At 65.4% G+C, this 15,065-nt stretch carries 17 protein-coding genes; 9 read left to right on the forward strand and 8 right to left on the reverse strand.

Annotation, left to right across the window (positions count from 1 at the left end; genetic code table 11):
* Window positions 1-57: 57 nt before the first annotated feature.
* Window positions 58-489 carry a host attachment protein gene (locus NFH97_RS07975; RefSeq protein WP_045993902.1) on the reverse strand — a complete coding sequence of 144 codons (432 nt, stop codon included), beginning with the start codon at window positions 487-489 and terminating at the stop codon, window positions 58-60.
* Window positions 490-779: 290 nt separating this feature from the next.
* Between NFH97_RS07975 and NFH97_RS07980 the strand changes: the two genes are divergently transcribed.
* Window positions 780-1,298, forward strand: coding sequence for a hypothetical protein (locus tag NFH97_RS07980; RefSeq protein ID WP_253554885.1), 519 nt, complete (start codon window positions 780-782; stop codon window positions 1,296-1,298).
* A 29-nt stretch (window positions 1,299-1,327) separates the two neighbouring features.
* On the opposite strand, the gene NFH97_RS07985 is transcribed toward NFH97_RS07980, so the two are convergent.
* Together NFH97_RS07985 and hemE are read right to left on the reverse strand one after the other, a co-directional pair.
* On the reverse strand, window positions 1,328-1,669 hold the full coding sequence (locus tag NFH97_RS07985) for a VanZ family protein (protein WP_349624646.1): 342 nt from the start codon (window positions 1,667-1,669) through the stop codon (window positions 1,328-1,330).
* A 25-nt stretch (window positions 1,670-1,694) separates the two neighbouring features.
* Window positions 1,695-2,771: a uroporphyrinogen decarboxylase gene (hemE, locus tag NFH97_RS07990; protein WP_108131917.1), complete on the reverse strand. Its 1,077-nt coding sequence runs from the start codon at window positions 2,769-2,771 to the stop codon at window positions 1,695-1,697.
* A 171-nt stretch (window positions 2,772-2,942) separates the two neighbouring features.
* Here hemE and ribA point away from each other — a divergent pair, with 171 nt between their 5' ends.
* From ribA to NFH97_RS08015, 5 genes are all read left to right on the forward strand, one after another.
* The gene (gene ribA, locus NFH97_RS07995; protein WP_045993900.1) at window positions 2,943-3,578 is read left to right on the forward strand and encodes a GTP cyclohydrolase II; all 636 of its coding nucleotides are present in this window, start codon (window positions 2,943-2,945) and stop codon (window positions 3,576-3,578) included.
* A gap of 84 nt (window positions 3,579-3,662) precedes the next feature.
* Window positions 3,663-3,947, forward strand: coding sequence for a hypothetical protein (locus NFH97_RS08000; RefSeq protein ID WP_045993899.1), 285 nt, complete (start codon window positions 3,663-3,665; stop codon window positions 3,945-3,947).
* A gap of 174 nt (window positions 3,948-4,121) precedes the next feature.
* The gene (locus tag NFH97_RS08005) at window positions 4,122-4,439 is read left to right on the forward strand and encodes a hypothetical protein (RefSeq protein ID WP_306169227.1); all 318 of its coding nucleotides are present in this window, start codon (window positions 4,122-4,124) and stop codon (window positions 4,437-4,439) included.
* 282 nt (window positions 4,440-4,721) lie between these two features.
* Window positions 4,722-5,018: a hypothetical protein gene (locus tag NFH97_RS08010; RefSeq protein ID WP_108131883.1), complete on the forward strand. Its 297-nt coding sequence runs from the start codon at window positions 4,722-4,724 to the stop codon at window positions 5,016-5,018.
* A gap of 204 nt (window positions 5,019-5,222) precedes the next feature.
* Window positions 5,223-5,519, forward strand: coding sequence for a hypothetical protein (locus NFH97_RS08015; RefSeq protein WP_045993896.1), 297 nt, complete (start codon window positions 5,223-5,225; stop codon window positions 5,517-5,519).
* A 217-nt stretch (window positions 5,520-5,736) separates the two neighbouring features.
* On the opposite strand, the gene NFH97_RS08020 is transcribed toward NFH97_RS08015, so the two are convergent.
* Together NFH97_RS08020 and djlA are read right to left on the reverse strand one after the other, a co-directional pair.
* The gene (locus NFH97_RS08020; RefSeq protein ID WP_108131884.1) at window positions 5,737-7,287 is read right to left on the reverse strand and encodes a Na+/H+ antiporter NhaC family protein; all 1,551 of its coding nucleotides are present in this window, start codon (window positions 7,285-7,287) and stop codon (window positions 5,737-5,739) included.
* Window positions 7,288-7,705: 418 nt separating this feature from the next.
* Complete coding sequence (gene djlA, locus NFH97_RS08025; RefSeq protein ID WP_108131885.1) at window positions 7,706-8,485, reverse strand: co-chaperone DjlA; 780 nt, start codon at window positions 8,483-8,485, stop codon at window positions 7,706-7,708.
* A gap of 228 nt (window positions 8,486-8,713) precedes the next feature.
* Between djlA and NFH97_RS08030 the strand changes: the two genes are divergently transcribed.
* Window positions 8,714-8,896, forward strand: coding sequence for a hypothetical protein (locus NFH97_RS08030; protein ID WP_108131886.1), 183 nt, complete (start codon window positions 8,714-8,716; stop codon window positions 8,894-8,896).
* Window positions 8,897-8,985: 89 nt separating this feature from the next.
* Here the strand turns inward: NFH97_RS08030 and dxs are convergent, their stop codons facing one another.
* Genes dxs through NFH97_RS08045 form a run of 3 tightly spaced genes read right to left on the reverse strand, consistent with a single transcriptional unit; the run spans window position 8,986 to window position 12,068 of the window.
* A complete protein-coding gene (dxs, locus tag NFH97_RS08035; protein ID WP_349624647.1) occupies window positions 8,986-10,899 on the reverse strand; it encodes a 1-deoxy-D-xylulose-5-phosphate synthase in 1,914 nt (637 codons plus the stop codon).
* 16 nt (window positions 10,900-10,915) lie between these two features.
* The gene (gene ispA / locus NFH97_RS08040; protein ID WP_045993952.1) at window positions 10,916-11,785 is read right to left on the reverse strand and encodes a (2E,6E)-farnesyl diphosphate synthase; all 870 of its coding nucleotides are present in this window, start codon (window positions 11,783-11,785) and stop codon (window positions 10,916-10,918) included.
* 4 nt (window positions 11,786-11,789) lie between these two features.
* Complete coding sequence (locus NFH97_RS08045) at window positions 11,790-12,068, reverse strand: exodeoxyribonuclease VII small subunit (protein ID WP_045993891.1); 279 nt, start codon at window positions 12,066-12,068, stop codon at window positions 11,790-11,792.
* 338 nt (window positions 12,069-12,406) lie between these two features.
* On the opposite strand from NFH97_RS08045, the gene serA reads away from it, so the two are divergent.
* Both serA and NFH97_RS08055 read left to right on the forward strand, forming a co-directional pair.
* Window positions 12,407-13,657 (forward strand): phosphoglycerate dehydrogenase, encoded by a 1,251-nt coding sequence (gene serA, locus NFH97_RS08050; protein ID WP_108449470.1) that lies wholly within the window; start codon window positions 12,407-12,409, stop codon window positions 13,655-13,657.
* Between the two features lie 241 nt (window positions 13,658-13,898).
* The gene (locus NFH97_RS08055) at window positions 13,899-14,801 is read left to right on the forward strand and encodes a DMT family transporter (protein ID WP_306169226.1); all 903 of its coding nucleotides are present in this window, start codon (window positions 13,899-13,901) and stop codon (window positions 14,799-14,801) included.
* Window positions 14,802-15,065 lie beyond the last annotated feature (264 nt).

The raw sequence follows: 15,065 nt of genomic DNA on the forward strand, positions 1-15,065 counted from the left end.
CGGAAACGACTAGCGCTATGCAGGAGAGAGCCCGCCGCGGACGGCGGGCGGCACAGATCAGCGCAGATCGTCGACGGCGTCGGTGATCTTGTCGCAGTCGGCCTTGGTCAGATCCTTGGAGAGGGAGTGGATGACCAGTTTGGCGGTGGGAGCATCGAGCTTGTCGCGCAGGTGGCCAAGAAAGCGCGGCGGCGCCACCATGATCAGCTTTTCCATGCTGTTGTCGACACGGGCACGATACAGTCGATCGGCTACCTCTCGGGCAAAGATGACTTCATGGTGCTGGGTCGCCACCTCCTCGCCGCCAGCCTGACGCGAGGCGGTAGCACTGGATTCATGTACGTCACCGCCCTTGTCGGTCACCAGATCGCCTTCGTGGAGCCGCCCTTCGGCGTGCACCAGGCTCTCGACTTCATTCAGCTTGCGTCCTGTCCGAGTGAAGATTCGCGCACGCGACGCATCGGCTACCACGATATAAGTCGTCGTCATGGTCGGTCCTCGCCTCCCTGTGTTCAGACTTCCCGGCACAATGACCGGTACAAAGTCACCATGGCAACGGACCCCGGCAGCGTCAACTGGTGGTTATTGGCGACACCGGCGTCGCCCTCCACGGACACTGACGAGCCCTGCCTCCTTTGGGGTAGCATGCAGGCATCTGTTACACGCCCCGGCGGCCTGCGGCCCTGTCCGGTTATCGCCTTTGCCTGCGCCGCACCGCTGATACTCGCGGGCCGCCCATCCTGGCGCCCTGCGAGTTCCCCTGCTGGAGGACCTCAACCATGCGCCAGTTCTTCTTTCCCCGCGCCCCACTGGCCCGGCGCACCCTGCTGAGCTGTCATTTCATTGCACAGCTCGGCGTTCTCGCCGCCGGTCTGTGGTGGCTGATCCCCCGCACCCCCTGGGTCGCCATGACCACCTGGAGTGAGAGCTGGCCTCCCCTGGCGCTGGGCGCCGGCCTCACCCTGCTGACCATGGTCGCACTACGCCTGCTGGCCGAGCTGTGGTTGCTGCCCCATCACCTGGGCAGTCAACGGCCCGGCTTCGCCCCCGGCGCGGTGGTCACCCGCTCCTACGATCGTCGTCCGGCGGTGCATGATGACGACAAGGCCTGGACCTCCCAGGCCCGGCCGCTGGAGGACGACGACACGGTGGTCGGCGATGCTCGGGTGACGCGCAAGGCCGAACCGCTGAGCAAACGCGGACATCGCGAGCCCGGCCTCGACCTGAACCGTTCGTCTACCGGCGAGCCCGAATCACAAAGGGTCCAGAAGCCGAGTCGCCAGGAGCCAAGTCTCTGACGCGGTCGACGCTTTGACCGGGAAGGCAATCAGCGGCGAGCGCGCTGGCGCCCTCGATGCCACAGCCAGACCGCCCCGACACCGAGCCCCGCACCCAGGGTATTGGCGACGATGTCCCAGACATCGCCGCCAAGACGCCCGGGTACCGGGATCTGGGCGAACTCGATGGCGACGCCGTAGGCCACCGCCAGTGCCATGGACAGCCCGCTGCGCCCGCTCGCCAACGCCAGCAGTGTTGCCAGGCCGGCGTAGGCGATCAGATGGTTGGCCTTGTCCCAGGGCAGGTCTTCCGGCAGTTCGCTGGCAGGCATCAGACTGCCCCAGGCGATGACCAGGGCGGCGGCGGCGGCCAGCCCCCACCACCACGGCACGAATGCAGACCGCCTGCCCGAGACTTCAGCCTGAGGCGATCTGGGCATGATAGGCCGGGCTCAACTCGTGCAGCGCCTCCATGAAGGCGGTGACGTTGTCGGGGTCGGTGAACTGGCTGATGCCGTGGCCGAGATTGAAGATGTGGCCCGGGCCGTGACCGTAGCTGTCGAGGATACGGCCGACCTCGGCACGAATCGCCGAAGGGTTGGCGAACAGCACATTGGGGTCCATGTTGCCCTGCAGTGCCACCTTGCGGCCCACCCGGCTGCGCGCGCTGGACAGTTCAGTGGTCCAGTCCAGCCCCAGGGCGTCGGCGCCGGTGTCGGCCAGATCCTCGAGCCACTGGCCGCCGTTCTTGGTGAACAGGATCACCGGTACCCGGCGCCCATCCTGTTCGCGAATCAGCCCCGCCACGATCTGTTCCATGTAGCGCAGCGAGAACTCGCGATAGGCCGGCGTGGACAGCGTCCCTCCCCAGGTATCGAAGATCTGTACCGCCTGTGCGCCAGCTCGGATCTGCGCATTGAGGTAGTCGGTCACCGCCGTGGCCAGGGTATCGAGCAGCTGATGCATCACGTCGGGGCTTGAGTAGAGCATGCCCTTGACGTGGCGAAAGTCCTTGCTGGAGGCGCCTTCGACCATATAGGTCGCCAGGGTCCAGGGACTGCCGGAGAAACCGATCAGCGGCACCCGACCGTTGAGCTCGCGACGGATGGTCGAGACCGCGCGCATCACGTAGTCGAGGTCGCGTTCGGCGTCGGGCGCCGTCAGCGCGGCCACGTCTTCTGCGCTGCGCACCGGCTTGCGAAACTTGGGACCCTCGCCGGTCTCGAAGTACAAGCCCAGCCCCATGGCATCGGGGATGGTCAGAATATCGGAGAACAGGATGGCGGCGTCCAGCGGATAGCGTTCCAGCGGCTGCAGGGTGACCTCACAGGCGCGGGCGGTATCACGACACAGGTCCATGAAGCTTCCCGCCTGGGCGCGCACTTCCTTGTACTCCGGCAGGTAGCGACCGGCCTGGCGCATCATCCAGACCGGAGTGCGATCCACCGGTTGACGCGCGAGAGCGCGCAGAAATCGATCGTTCTTCAGTTCCATGCAGGCGTCATCCAGGGAAAATGTGCGACTCATTGTACCGCAATGACTCCCGAACGCGTGGCCTCCTGCGACCCTGTGTCGTCGGCAAGGTGTCGTGAGCCTTGCACGACTTCCTGATAAACTGGGCGCCCCCTTGACGGCGCTGCCGTTGTTTCGACTCCGAGGTACCCCGTGACGATTCGCTTTATCGCCGCCTCTCGCCTGCCCACCCCCTGGGCGACCTTCACCATGCACGGCTTCGAAGACGAGGCCACGGGCAAGGATCATATCGCCCTGACCCTGGGGGAGATCGACGATGGCGCTCCTGTGCTGGGACGGGTGCACTCTGAATGCCTGACCGGCGACGCCCTGTTCTCGATGCGCTGCGACTGCGGCTATCAGCTTCAGGAAGCGCTCAAGCGTATCGCCAGCGAAGGCCGCGGTGTCATCCTCTACCTGCGTCAGGAAGGCCGCGGCATCGGCCTGCTCAACAAGATTCGCGCCTACCACCTGCAGGACCAGGGGGCCGACACTGTCGAGGCCAACGAGCGCCTGGGCTTCGCCGCCGACCTGCGCCGCTATGACCTGTGCGTGCCGATGCTCGAACACCTGGGTGTCGAGGGGCTCAAGCTGATGACCAACAACCCGCGCAAGGTCGACGCCCTGACCCAGGCAGGCGTTCAGGTGGTGGAACGCGTCGCCCTGACCACCGGGCTCAATCCCCACAACGAGCACTACCTGTCCACCAAGGCAGGCAAGCTCGGTCACATGATGGCGCTGGGTGACTTTACCCAGGCCGATGATGTGGATATCGAAAAAAAGTCATAGGCCGCGTAAGGAATCCGGCCCACCCTCGACTCAAGATCAAACGCAACATTACGCTCCATTGATCTTGACCTTCGAGGTGCCGACATGAAACTCAAGCTGCTTTCGATTGCCGCCATTGCCGCCGTGACCACACTTCCGCTGACGGCCCAGGCCGACGCCCGCGCGACCGACCTGGCCCGCGCGCTGAACAGCCAACCCCTGTCCATGCGCGACGCCATGCCCCAGCAGGGCCATGAAGTGATCAACGCCCACATCGCCAGCGACAGCACCGAAGCCCTGCGCAAGGCTCGCCTGCGGCTGCAGTCTCGCCATGTGGAAATGACCGACTTCATGCTCAATCTCGACCTCGGTCGCGCCGCCACCAAGTAACAGCAAGAAAAAAATGCCTTTGTTTTTGCACCGCTACAGACATACGACCGTTTTAATAGAGCCGCATTATCGAAGCCATAAAAGCGATTACCTGGCGCTTTCGATAGAACGCTAACAAAATACACACATCGACAGCGGGTGACGCCACCCGCTGATACCGGAAGGAGCTTCGACATGAAACCCACCTTGATCCTCGCTGCCCTGATCGTCGCCTCTCTGCCCGCTCTGGCCCAGGCTGCACCACCCAAGTACGCCCTGGCCCTGAACGAATCGCCCTTGACCGACCAGGCCCCGTTGGCCGATGACGTGCTGGGACAGCAAGTCGCCGATGTCGAGCCTCTGGCTATCGGTGGTCAGCGTATCGGCAACACCGCCGTCTCGACCCATGATGGCAAGACGCTGGCAAACGCCAGGCTGCAACTGCATCGCGACCAGGCCCAGACCACTCGCTTTCTGCAGCTGGACGGACGGCGTGTCGCGGTGACCATCTAGGCTGCGCTGTGTAAAGGCGACTTAGACCAAGGTCGAATCGGTATTTGACATTCCGTTAGCCTGTTAATATTATTGCCGCAAGTTTTCATGCAGTACCCGTTGGATACATCCTTCGAACGCAGGACAGAGTCAGCAAGGTCCAGGCAGACAAGGATGACAAGCTGCAGAAAAGGCAGGCCCTGAGGGGCCAAAAAATGCCACCAAAATTAAAACGACCGTTTTATTTTGAATCGGTCGAATTCAAGAGAGACAAGGGCCACAAGGCCCAATAGGAGAGACACCATGAAAGCCACTACCAAGATCGCCGCTACTGCCCTGCTCGCCGCTGCCCTGCCGCTGACCGCCCAGGCCGACCGCGCCAGTGACCGTGCCCAGGCGCTCAACGCCGAGCCGCTGTCCAGCCTCAGCGTCGCCGCCCTCGACGCCGCCCATCAGGTCGGCAACGCCCATATCGCCGACAACGGCAGCAATGCGATGGCCAACGCCCGCCTGGAGCTGCTGCGCGAACAGGCCAAGCGTACCGACTTCGCCATGAGCGAGCATGACCTGGACCTGGCCCGTCAGGCCACCACCGGCTAATTTTTGCCGACCAGATTAAAACGACCGTTTGACTTGATGATGACCGGCAACGTCCAAATGACGCCCGGCGTCATCTCCAACAGACGATCGCGAAGGCCAGCAACAAAGGCCCTTCGACAAAGACTGCAAGACGACCGCTGAAACCGACATACGCGATGGCCAAGGGCTCACCCAGAAGCCCATCAGGCCTACAGGAGAGACACCATGAAAGCCACTACCAAGATCGCCGCTACTGCCCTGCTCGCCGCTGCCCTGCCGCTGACCGCCCAGGCCGACCGTGCCACTGACCGCGCCCAAGCGCTCAACGCCGAGCCGTTGGCTCAGGTCAGCGCCAGCGCGCTGGAGGCCGCCCATCAGGTCGGCAACGCCCATATCGCCGACAACGGCAGCAACGCCATGGCCAATGCCCGGCTGGAGCTGCTGCGGGTTCAGGCCAAGCGCACCGACTTCGCCATGAGCGAGCACGACCTAGACCTGGCCCGTCAGGCCACCACCGGCTAAGCGCACCGATCCGATGGGTGTCCGCGGGTAAGGACCCCGGGTACCAACGCAGAGGCCCCGCCGACGTGATGTCGGCGGGGCCTTTTTATGTGCCGGGTCTTTTTGTGCTCGGCCTTTTTGTGCTGGGCCTGGGGGAGGGTCTACCGGACACGGGGCCAGGTGCGGGACCAGGCACTCAGCGACCCGGCGACCCGGCGACCCGGCCGTCGAGCCTACGTCAGCGTGTCTGAGGCGCGGAATCGACCTGCCGTGGCTGCCACAGCGCCTTCATCACCAGCGCGATGGTCAACATCACAGCGACACCGCTGATCGCTCCGATCCAGGTGGTACCGGTGACGCCGGCCACGAAGAAGGCCACCAGTCCTGCGACACCGGCTGTCACCGCGTAGGGCAGCTGGGTGCGCACATGGTCGATATGGTCACAGCTCGACCCCGCCGACGACAGAATGGTGGTATCGGAAATCGGCGAGCAATGATCGCCGAAGATGCCGCCGCTCAGCACCGAGGCGATGGCCAGCGCCATGGGCAGGTCCATGGCCGCCGCCACCGGCATGGCGATCGGAATCATGATGGCGAAGGTGCCGTAGGAGGTACCTGTGGTGAAGGCCACCACGGCGCCGATCAGGAACAGCAGCACCGGTACCAGGCTGGGCGGAATGCTGGCCTCGGTCAGGCTGACCAGGTAGTCGGCGGTGCCAAGCTCGGAGGTGACGCTGCCGATGGACCAGGCCAGCGCCAGGATGATGTAGACCAGGGTCATGCTCTTGATGCCCTCGACCACGATATCCATGGCCTCGCGGAAGTCGAACAGCCGCTGACTCATGCCCATGGCCAGCCCCGTCATCACCGCCACCAGGGTGGCGATCAGGATCGACTGACCGCCATCGGCGTTGCCCACCGCAGTCACCAGGTCATTTTCCGGGAAGTTGCCGGTCCACAGAAACAGCGGCGGAATCATCGCCAGCAACACCCCGATCGGCACCAGCATGTTGCGCTTGCGAGCGGTGTCTTCCGGCGCCTTGAGCTCCATGGCGTCGGTCTCGGAAGGCGGCTTGGCGGTGTCTTCCATCAGCTTGCCGGTCTCCCGGGCGCGACGTTCTGCCCGCGCCATGGGCCCGAAGTCCCACTGGGTGACGACGATATAGAAGATCATCCCCAGCGCCAGCCAGGCGTAGAAGTTCAGCGGAATCGAGGACAGGTAGATCAGGTACTCCGAGCCGCTCACCTCCATCTCGCCCAGCTGAGTGCCGATCAGCCCCATGACGAAGACCACCCAGGTGGACACCGGGCCCAGCAGGCACATGGGGGCCGAGGTGGAATCGACGATGTAGGCGAGCTTCTCGCGGGAGACCTTCATGCGATCGGTGATCGGACGCATCACGCTGCCCACGGTGAGGGCGTTGAAATAGTCCTCGAAGAAGATCAGCATGCCAAGGCCAAGCGTGCTGCCCTGGGCGCCACGGGCGCTGGCGACCTTGCGCGAGATGGCGCGGGCGATGGCGTGGGCGCCACCGGTACGCTGCAGCACGCTGATCAGCACCCCGAACAGGCCACAGTAGATCAGCACGGTGGCGTTCCACTCGTCGCCGATGCTCGGCACGATAAAGTCAGAAAAACTGTTGTAGAGGCCGGCGGCAGGATTGTAGCCGGCGAGCATGGTCGCCCCGAGCCAGACGCCGCAGAACAGCGCGGGAATGACGTTGCGCGTCGCCAATGCCAGCAGGATGGCCAGCAGCGGCGGCAACAGGGATAAGAGTCCGAAGGACATCGGGAGTCTCCTGGGTTCTTGTCGGTCTTGGCCCGAGGGGATGACGCCAGACGGCGTCGTGCGGGCAGCGGGGCATCCTAGGCGCTTGCGGCACAAACGGCAACCGCGCTGTCACATCCCCGCAACCGCCGTTCCAGAAGTACAAGCTAGCGCCGGCCTGCAGCTAGCTGACCACCCTGAAAATTCCCCTCGGACATCGGGTGACGGCGCCGACAGATACCTCCATCACCCCGCGACCCGCCTCCCCAACACCGACAGCCGATACCCTCTCTGGAGATACACCAGGCAACGTCCCGACGGCCCTCGCCTCAGTCAGGACGCCGGGTCTCCACCTCCACCCCCTTCATGCCCTCTGCCGTGTAGCGCTCGCCGGCAACGACGTCAGGCGCCAGGCCAGTGCCACTTGGCCCTGGGGTCGTCAGGCCTGACCGCGGGCCTGGCGAATACGCTGGTAGGCGTTGCCGATCTCGACGGTGCGGGCCTCGGCGACCTCGCGCATGCTGTCGGGCAGGCCACGACTGGCCAGCTTGTCCGGGTGGTTCTCGCTCATCAGCTTGCGGTAGGCGCGCTTGACCTCGGCGTCACTGGCCTCGTCGCTGACGCCGAGCACCTTGTAGGCATCTTCCAGCGGGCTCTGGCTCTCCTGGGTCGCGCCAGCACCGTGGGAGGCGCCGCCCCGCAGCATAGCCTCGATCTGGGCGATCTCGGCCTCGCTGCAGCCAAGCCCGCGAGCCACCCGCATCAGCATGCTGTGCTCGGCCGGGTGCAGCACCCCATCGGCGGCGATGGCGGAAAGCTGCACCTGCAGGAAGATCTGGCGCAGCGCGCTGCGCCCGCGCGTCAGCCGGGCCACCCGTGCGATCTCGCCGTCGAGGTCGAAGTCACTGGCACGCCCGCGCTCGAAGGCAGCGCGGGCGCTGGCACGGGTGTTTTCCGGCAGACGCAGACGCACCAGTAATTGCTCCAGGACCTGGCGTTCCTCGCCGCTGACCTGACCATCGGCCTGGCACACCGCCCCCATCACCGCAAAGGTGGAGTCCATGAACTGACGCTGCATCTCGGCCAGGCCCTTGCTGAGCATCAGACCGCCGCGCAGGCGCCCACCCAGCCACCAGCCGATACCGCCGCCGATCAGCATGCCCAGCGGCCCACCGGCCAGGAAGCCCACTACCGCGCCAATCACGATGATGGTCAGCATAAAATCCTCTCTTGTGCGCTACGTCGCCAAGCGGCGGCGCCACGTCTTTTTCTGTTTCGGCCCTGGCCAACCATCACGGCTATGCCAGGTCCCGCCAAAGGGGTATGAGCAGGCAGCATACCATCGCCGTCGAGCCGGCGGCGAAGGTCCAGCCTTCGCTGTTTCATCGAATGGTCATCTGCAAGCGCGACACTGCACGCCATTTCAAGCCGCTCGGTTCACACTCCCATGCGACTATCGATCACGCGCCTTGCCATCGTCGGCGCCATCGCTTCCGCCAGCATCAGCGTCAGTCTGGCTTCCAATGCTTCGGTATTCCCCTGGCAGGGCTTGCTGGGAGTGGACACGCCGCCATCTGACACTGCCAGGTCCGTCATCGAACGCCTGGTCGAAAGCGCCAGCCATCGCTGAGCCTGCTCCCATACGCCATCGGCCCCCTGGAGCGGGGGCCGATGGCATGACGGACATACTTGCGCCGTGCGCGACGCAGGCACCCTCGCTCAGCGCTTTCGGTGCTTGTCCAGACGGCGACGAATCGCCGCCTCGATACCCTCGGCATCGAGGCCACAGTCACGCAGCAGCTCCGCTGGCTTGCCGTGTTCGGCAAAGACATCGGGCAGGCCCAGGTTGAGCACCGGCACCGCGATACCCTCGGCCAGCAGCAGTTCGTTGACGCCACTGCCGGCGCCTCCGGCCACCACGTTTTCTTCCAGGGTGACCAGCAGGTCGTGGTTGCGGGCGGCCTCTAGCACGGCTTCACGATCCAGCGGTTTGACGCTGCGCATATTGATGTGGGTAGCGTCTAGCCGCTCGGCCACCACCCCGGCGGGGTCATTGAGGCTACCGAAGGCCAGCAGCGCCACGCCCTTGCCCTGACGCCGCGGCTCGGCCACGCCGATGGGCAGCGGCTCGAGGTCGGCGGGAATGGGCACACCGGGACCGGTACCGCGGGGATAGCGTACCGCCGCTGGCCCCGGATGATGGTAGGCGGCGCTGAGCATGGCGCGACACTCGGCCTCGTCCGCCGGCGCCAGCACCACCATGCCCGGTACGCAGCGCAGGTAGGTCAAATCCAGGGCGCCATGGTGGGTCGGGCCATCCTCACCGACCAGGCCGGCACGATCGATGGCAAAGGTCACGTCCAGCTCCTGCACCGCCACGTCGTGGATCAACTGGTCATAGCCGCGTTGCAGGAAGGTCGAGTAGATCGCCACCACCGGCTTCATTGCCTCGCAGGCCATGCCGGCGGCCAGGGTCACCGAGTGCTGCTCGGCGATGGCCACGTCGTAGTAGCGCTCGGGGTACTCCTTGGAGAAACGGATTAAATCCGACCCCTCACGCATGGCCGGGGTGATACCGATCAGACGTTCGTCGGCGGCGGCCATGTCACAGATCCAGTCGCCGAACACGCTGCAGTACTTCTTCTTCGGCGGCGCATTCGACGCGGTCACCGGGGGCTTGGCCTTGGCGGCCTCCGGCGTCTCCAGCTTGGTGATGGCGTGGTAGCCGATGGGATCGGACTCCGCCGGCAGGAAGCCCCGGCCCTTGCACGTCTTCACGTGCAGAAACTGTGGTCCGTCCAGCTCACGCATGCTGGTGAGGGCATCGGTCAGGGCGTCGATATCGTGGCCGTCGATGGGCCCGACATAATTGAAGCCCATCTCCTCGAACAGGGTGGCCGGACTGACCATGCCCTTGACGTGCTCCTCGGTACGCCGCGCCAGCTCCAGCGCGCCCGGCAGGTGGGACAGCACCCGCTTGCCGTTCTCGCGCATGCTCAGATAGGGCTTGCTGACCAGAATCCGTGCCAGGTAGCTGGCCACGCCACCGACGTTCTCGGAGATCGACATCTCGTTGTCGTTGAGCACGACCAGCAGGTTGGCGTTGACGTGGCCGGCGTGGGCCAGGGCCTCGAAGGCCATGCCCGCGGTCAGGGCGCCGTCGCCGATGACGGCACAGACGCGCCGCTCCTGCTTCTGCGTGCGCGCCGCCAGGGCCATGCCCAGGGCCGCCGAGATGGAGGTGCTGGAATGGCCGACGCCAAAGGTGTCGTACTCCGACTCGGCACGCCGGGGAAAGGCGGCCAGACCACCGTAGCGACGAATGCTGGTCATGGCCTCGCGGCGGCCGGTCAGGATCTTGTGGGGATAGGCCTGGTGGCCCACGTCCCACACCAGGCGATCGTGGGGCGTGCGGAAGGCGTGGTGCAGCGCCACGGTCAGCTCGACCACACCAAGGCCGGCGCCGAAGTGGCCGCCGGAAACGCCGACGCTATACAGCAGGTAGGCGCGCAGCTCATCGGCCACGCGCTTGAGCTGCTCTGCGCTCATGGCACGCAGCGCAGCCGGGGTATCCAGAGTATCGAGCAGCGGTGTCGCCGGCCGCTCGGTGGGAATCGTGTCGAACAGCTTCATGTTAGCCCTGTGGTCGTCAGTGATCGCGCTCGATCATGTAGCGGGCAAGCCCGGCCAGAGGCGCCGCCGCCTCGCCCAGCGGGGCGATGGCGTCGAGTGCCTCGTCGATCAGCGCACCGGCCTTGGCTCGGGCGCCGTCAAGCCCGAGCAGGGCGGGATAGGTCGGCTTGTCGCGGGCCGCGTCGGCCCCCGAGGTCTTGCCGAGGGTATCGGTGTCGCCGGTGACGTCCAGCACGTCGTCATGCACCTGAAACGCCAGGCCCATGGCCGCAGCATAGGTGTCCAACGCCCCCAGACGCGAATCGTCCTCGGCCACCGCCACCAGTCCACCGAGGCGAACCGCGGCGCGAATCAGTGCACCGGTCTTGTGGCGGTGCATGGTTTCCAGCATCGCCAGGTCGGGACGTTCGCCCACCACCGCCAGATCCAGCGCCTGGCCGGCGGCCATGCCGTCGCGACCAGACGCCTTGGCCAGGGTCGCCACCAGGGCGCCCAGGCGGGGCGAGCGAGAGCTCGCCAGCAGCTCGAACGCCAGCGTCTGCAGGGCGTCACCGGCGAGAATCGCCGAGGCCTCGTCGAAGGCCTTGTGCACCGTGGGCTGGCCACGTCGCAGGTCGTCGTCGTCCATCGCCGGCAGGTCATCGTGGACCAGCGAGTAGGCGTGGATCAGCTCGATCGCGGCGGCGGGGATATCCAGCTCGTCGTCGTCGGCTCCCAGCGCACGCCCTGCGGCGTAGACCAGGATGGGACGCAGGCGCTTTCCTCCGACCAGCAGGCCGTGGCGCATCGCCGCCTCGAGCCGGGGTTCGACGACGTGGCGCTGTTCGAACAGCCCCTCGAGGCAGCGGTCTACCCGCGCCCGGTCTGCGGCCAAGCGGGCCAGCATGGTGTCAGCGTTCACCCGGTTCCTCCCCGATATCAAAAGGCGACAGCTGCATGCCACCGTCGGCGTTCTCCGTCAGGCTGCGCACCTTGAGTTCGGCCTCGTCGAGCCGCTTCTGGGCATCCCGCGTCAAGGCCACGCCCTGCTCGAAGGCCTTGAGCGACTCCTCCAGCGTCAGCTCGCCGGACTCCAGGCGCTCGACCAGTGTCTCCAGCTGGGTCATGGCCGAGGCGAAGTCGAGCGACTCGTCATCTTTCTGTGTTGGCTGGCGGTCCTGCGTTGCCATGCGCCCCTCCAGGCGGCGGGTCAAAGGCTGACCCGAGATTGCGAGTTCACGGCCGACGATGGGCCACCCGGGAAACGCAGGCTCGCTGACGATGTCCGGCCTTTCCCCAAAGGGCGACAGTATACACGCTCTCCCCCCGGGGTCGTCTGCCCTGGCCCTTATCCGCGGCCCGTGAAGCGCCCCTCGGAAGGACGGCGGTACATGCAGATGGCTCATGCTGCGGTGCAAGGATTTTCAACGTGAAAATGCCGCTCTGTGGTACTCTATGGACCCTGATTTTTCGCCTGCCCCACCACACAGCCGCTGGCTGCCGCCAACTCCAAGAGGTTGATTCGACCATGGCCAAAACGTCCCTGGACAAGAGCAAGATCAAGATCCTGCTGCTCGAGGGCGTCCACCAGAGTGCAGTGGACAATTTTCTCAACGCCGGATACACCAATATCGAGCATATGCCGACCTCGCTCGACGAAGAGTCGCTGATCGAGAAGATCCGTGATGTTCACTTCATCGGCATTCGCTCCCGCACCCAGCTCACCGAGCGGGTGTTCGCGGCGGCCGAGAAGCTGGTGGCGGTCGGTTGCTTCTGCATCGGTACCAATCAGGTCGATCTCACGGCGGCGCTGGTGCGCGGCATTCCGGTGTTCAACGCCCCCTACTCCAACACCCGCTCGGTGGCGGAGCTGGTGCTGGCCGAGGCCATCATGCTGCTGCGCGGGATTCCCGAGAAGAACGCCCGTGCCCACCAGGGCGGCTGGCTGAAGAGCGCCAAGAACAGCCACGAGGCCCGCGGCAAGACCCTCGGCATCGTCGGCTACGGCAGCATCGGCTCGCAATTGTCGGTGCTGGCCGAGGCGCTCGGCTTCGACGTCATCTACTACGACGTCATCACCAAGCTGGCCATGGGCAACTCGCGCCAGGTCGCCAGCCTCGAGGAGCTGCTCGCCCGCTCCGACGTGGTAAGCCTGCACGTGCCCGACCTGCCGTCCACCCGCTGGATGATCGGCGAGGAGCAGATCAGCCTGATGAAGCCCGGCGCCATCCTGATCAACGCCGCCCGTGGCAGCGTGGTAGTGATCGAGGCCCTGGCCGAGGCGATCAAGGAAGGCCGACTCAACGGCGCCGCCATCGACGTCTTCCCGGTGGAGCCCAAGGGCAACGCCGACGAGTTCGAAAGCCCGCTGCGTGGCCTCGAGAATGTCATCCTCACCCCGCACATCGGCGGTTCCACCCTGGAAGCCCAGGAGAACATCGGCGTCGAGGTGTCCGAGAAGCTGGTGACCTTCTCCGACAACGGCACCAGCATCACCTCGGTCAACTTCCCCGAGGTGGCACTGCCGGCCCACCCGGACAAGCACCGCCTGCTGCACATCCACGAGAACGTGCCCGGCGTGATGTCCGAGATCAACCGGGTACTGTCGGAAAACGACATCAACATCTCCGGCCAGTACCTGCAGACCAATGAAAAGGTCGGCTACGTGGTCATCGACGTCGACAAGGCCTACGGCGGCCAGGCGCTCGAAGCCCTGCGCGAGGTGAACCACACCCTGCGCACCCGGGTGCTGTACTCCGAGACCAACTACGCCGACTGAGCGGCGGACGTAGCGCCTGCATGCGGCGAGCTATCCCGCGCGGCAGCTATCGCGCTCGGGATGACGATGAGGCGCCGCTCTCCTTCGGGAGGGCGGCGCCTTTTTACTCGCAGGCCTTTTTACTCGCTTAACGGTCGCGCCCCGTTCGCGCCCCTCAAAAGCCGACACCCAAAAGCCTGTGGCACAGCAAGAAAACGCCTATCCTGAGCGTCTTCCCGATGACCTCTTCAAAGGATGCACGATGCCAACCGGACTGGCCTATCTGATCGTGGTGCTGGTGTGGGCCTCCACCCCGCTGGCCATCAAGTGGAGCGCCGAGGCCGGCGCCCCCATCGGCAGCGTGATGCTGCGCATGGGCCTGGCGCTGATCGCCGGCGCTCTGATCCTGCTGGTGCTGAGGCGCGGCGTCCGCCTCGATCGCCGCGCCCTTGCCAGCTACGCCGCCGCGGTGCCGGGGGTGTTCGGCGCCATGGCGCTGAGCTACCACGCCTCCCAGTTTCTGCCCTCGGGCCTGCTGTCGGTGATGTTCGGCATGGCGCCGTTGATCTCCGGCTTCATCCTCCAGGCCCTGCCCGGCAGCACCCGGCTCAGGCGCTGGCACTGGATCGGCTGCGGCCTGGGGGTGGCGGGGCTGGCGGTGGTGTTCGCCGACAGCCTGACGCTCGGCGGCGGCGCCCAGGTGCTGGCACTGGCCATGATGCTGTCGGCGGTGACCCTGTTCAGCGCCAGCGGCATCGCCGTGCAGCGTGTGGCCGCCGGGCTCGACCCCTTGCAACAGACCGTGGGGGCGCTGGCCGGCTCCATGCCCTGCTTTCTGGTGTTATGGCTCGCCAGCTGCGAACCGCTGATGATTCCACTCAGCCCCCGTGGGCTGTGGGCGGTGCTATACCTTGCGCTGTTCGGCTCGCTGATCGGCTTTCTCTGCTACTACCTGATCCTGTCTCGGCTGCACGCCGCCAGCGTCGCCCTGGTGACCCTGATCACCCCGGTGCTGGCGCTGACCCTCGGCATGCTGCTCAATCAGGAAACCCCTTCACCTTCGATGCTGCTGGGCGCGCTACTGATTCTGGTGGCGCTGGGTGCCTACCTGTTCGGGGATCGTCTGAGCCGGCGTCGGGCCGCCCGCGAGGCCGCCAGGCCCTGAAGCAGAGGGGCACTTGACAAGCCCTGACGTCACGGCCATTTTGTACACAATAACGGTCATATATTGCGCACCACAATGGTACACAGGCCGCTCGATATCGGTGCAGCGTGAACCGTGAAACTGATGACGCTCACCGCCCTCGGCGGCTGTTTCTGAAGGCACCTGAACCAGGTATCCGCTACGCGACGAGCCCTCGCCCTCCTTGACCAAGGGACGGCGTCGGGAGCAGGGCACGATGCTTGGGTAACCCTTCGCTCGGCGAAG

This window comes from Halomonas sp. SCS19, from assembly GCF_040147015.1.
GTDB classification, from domain to species: domain Bacteria; phylum Pseudomonadota; class Gammaproteobacteria; order Pseudomonadales; family Halomonadaceae; genus Halomonas; species Halomonas litopenaei.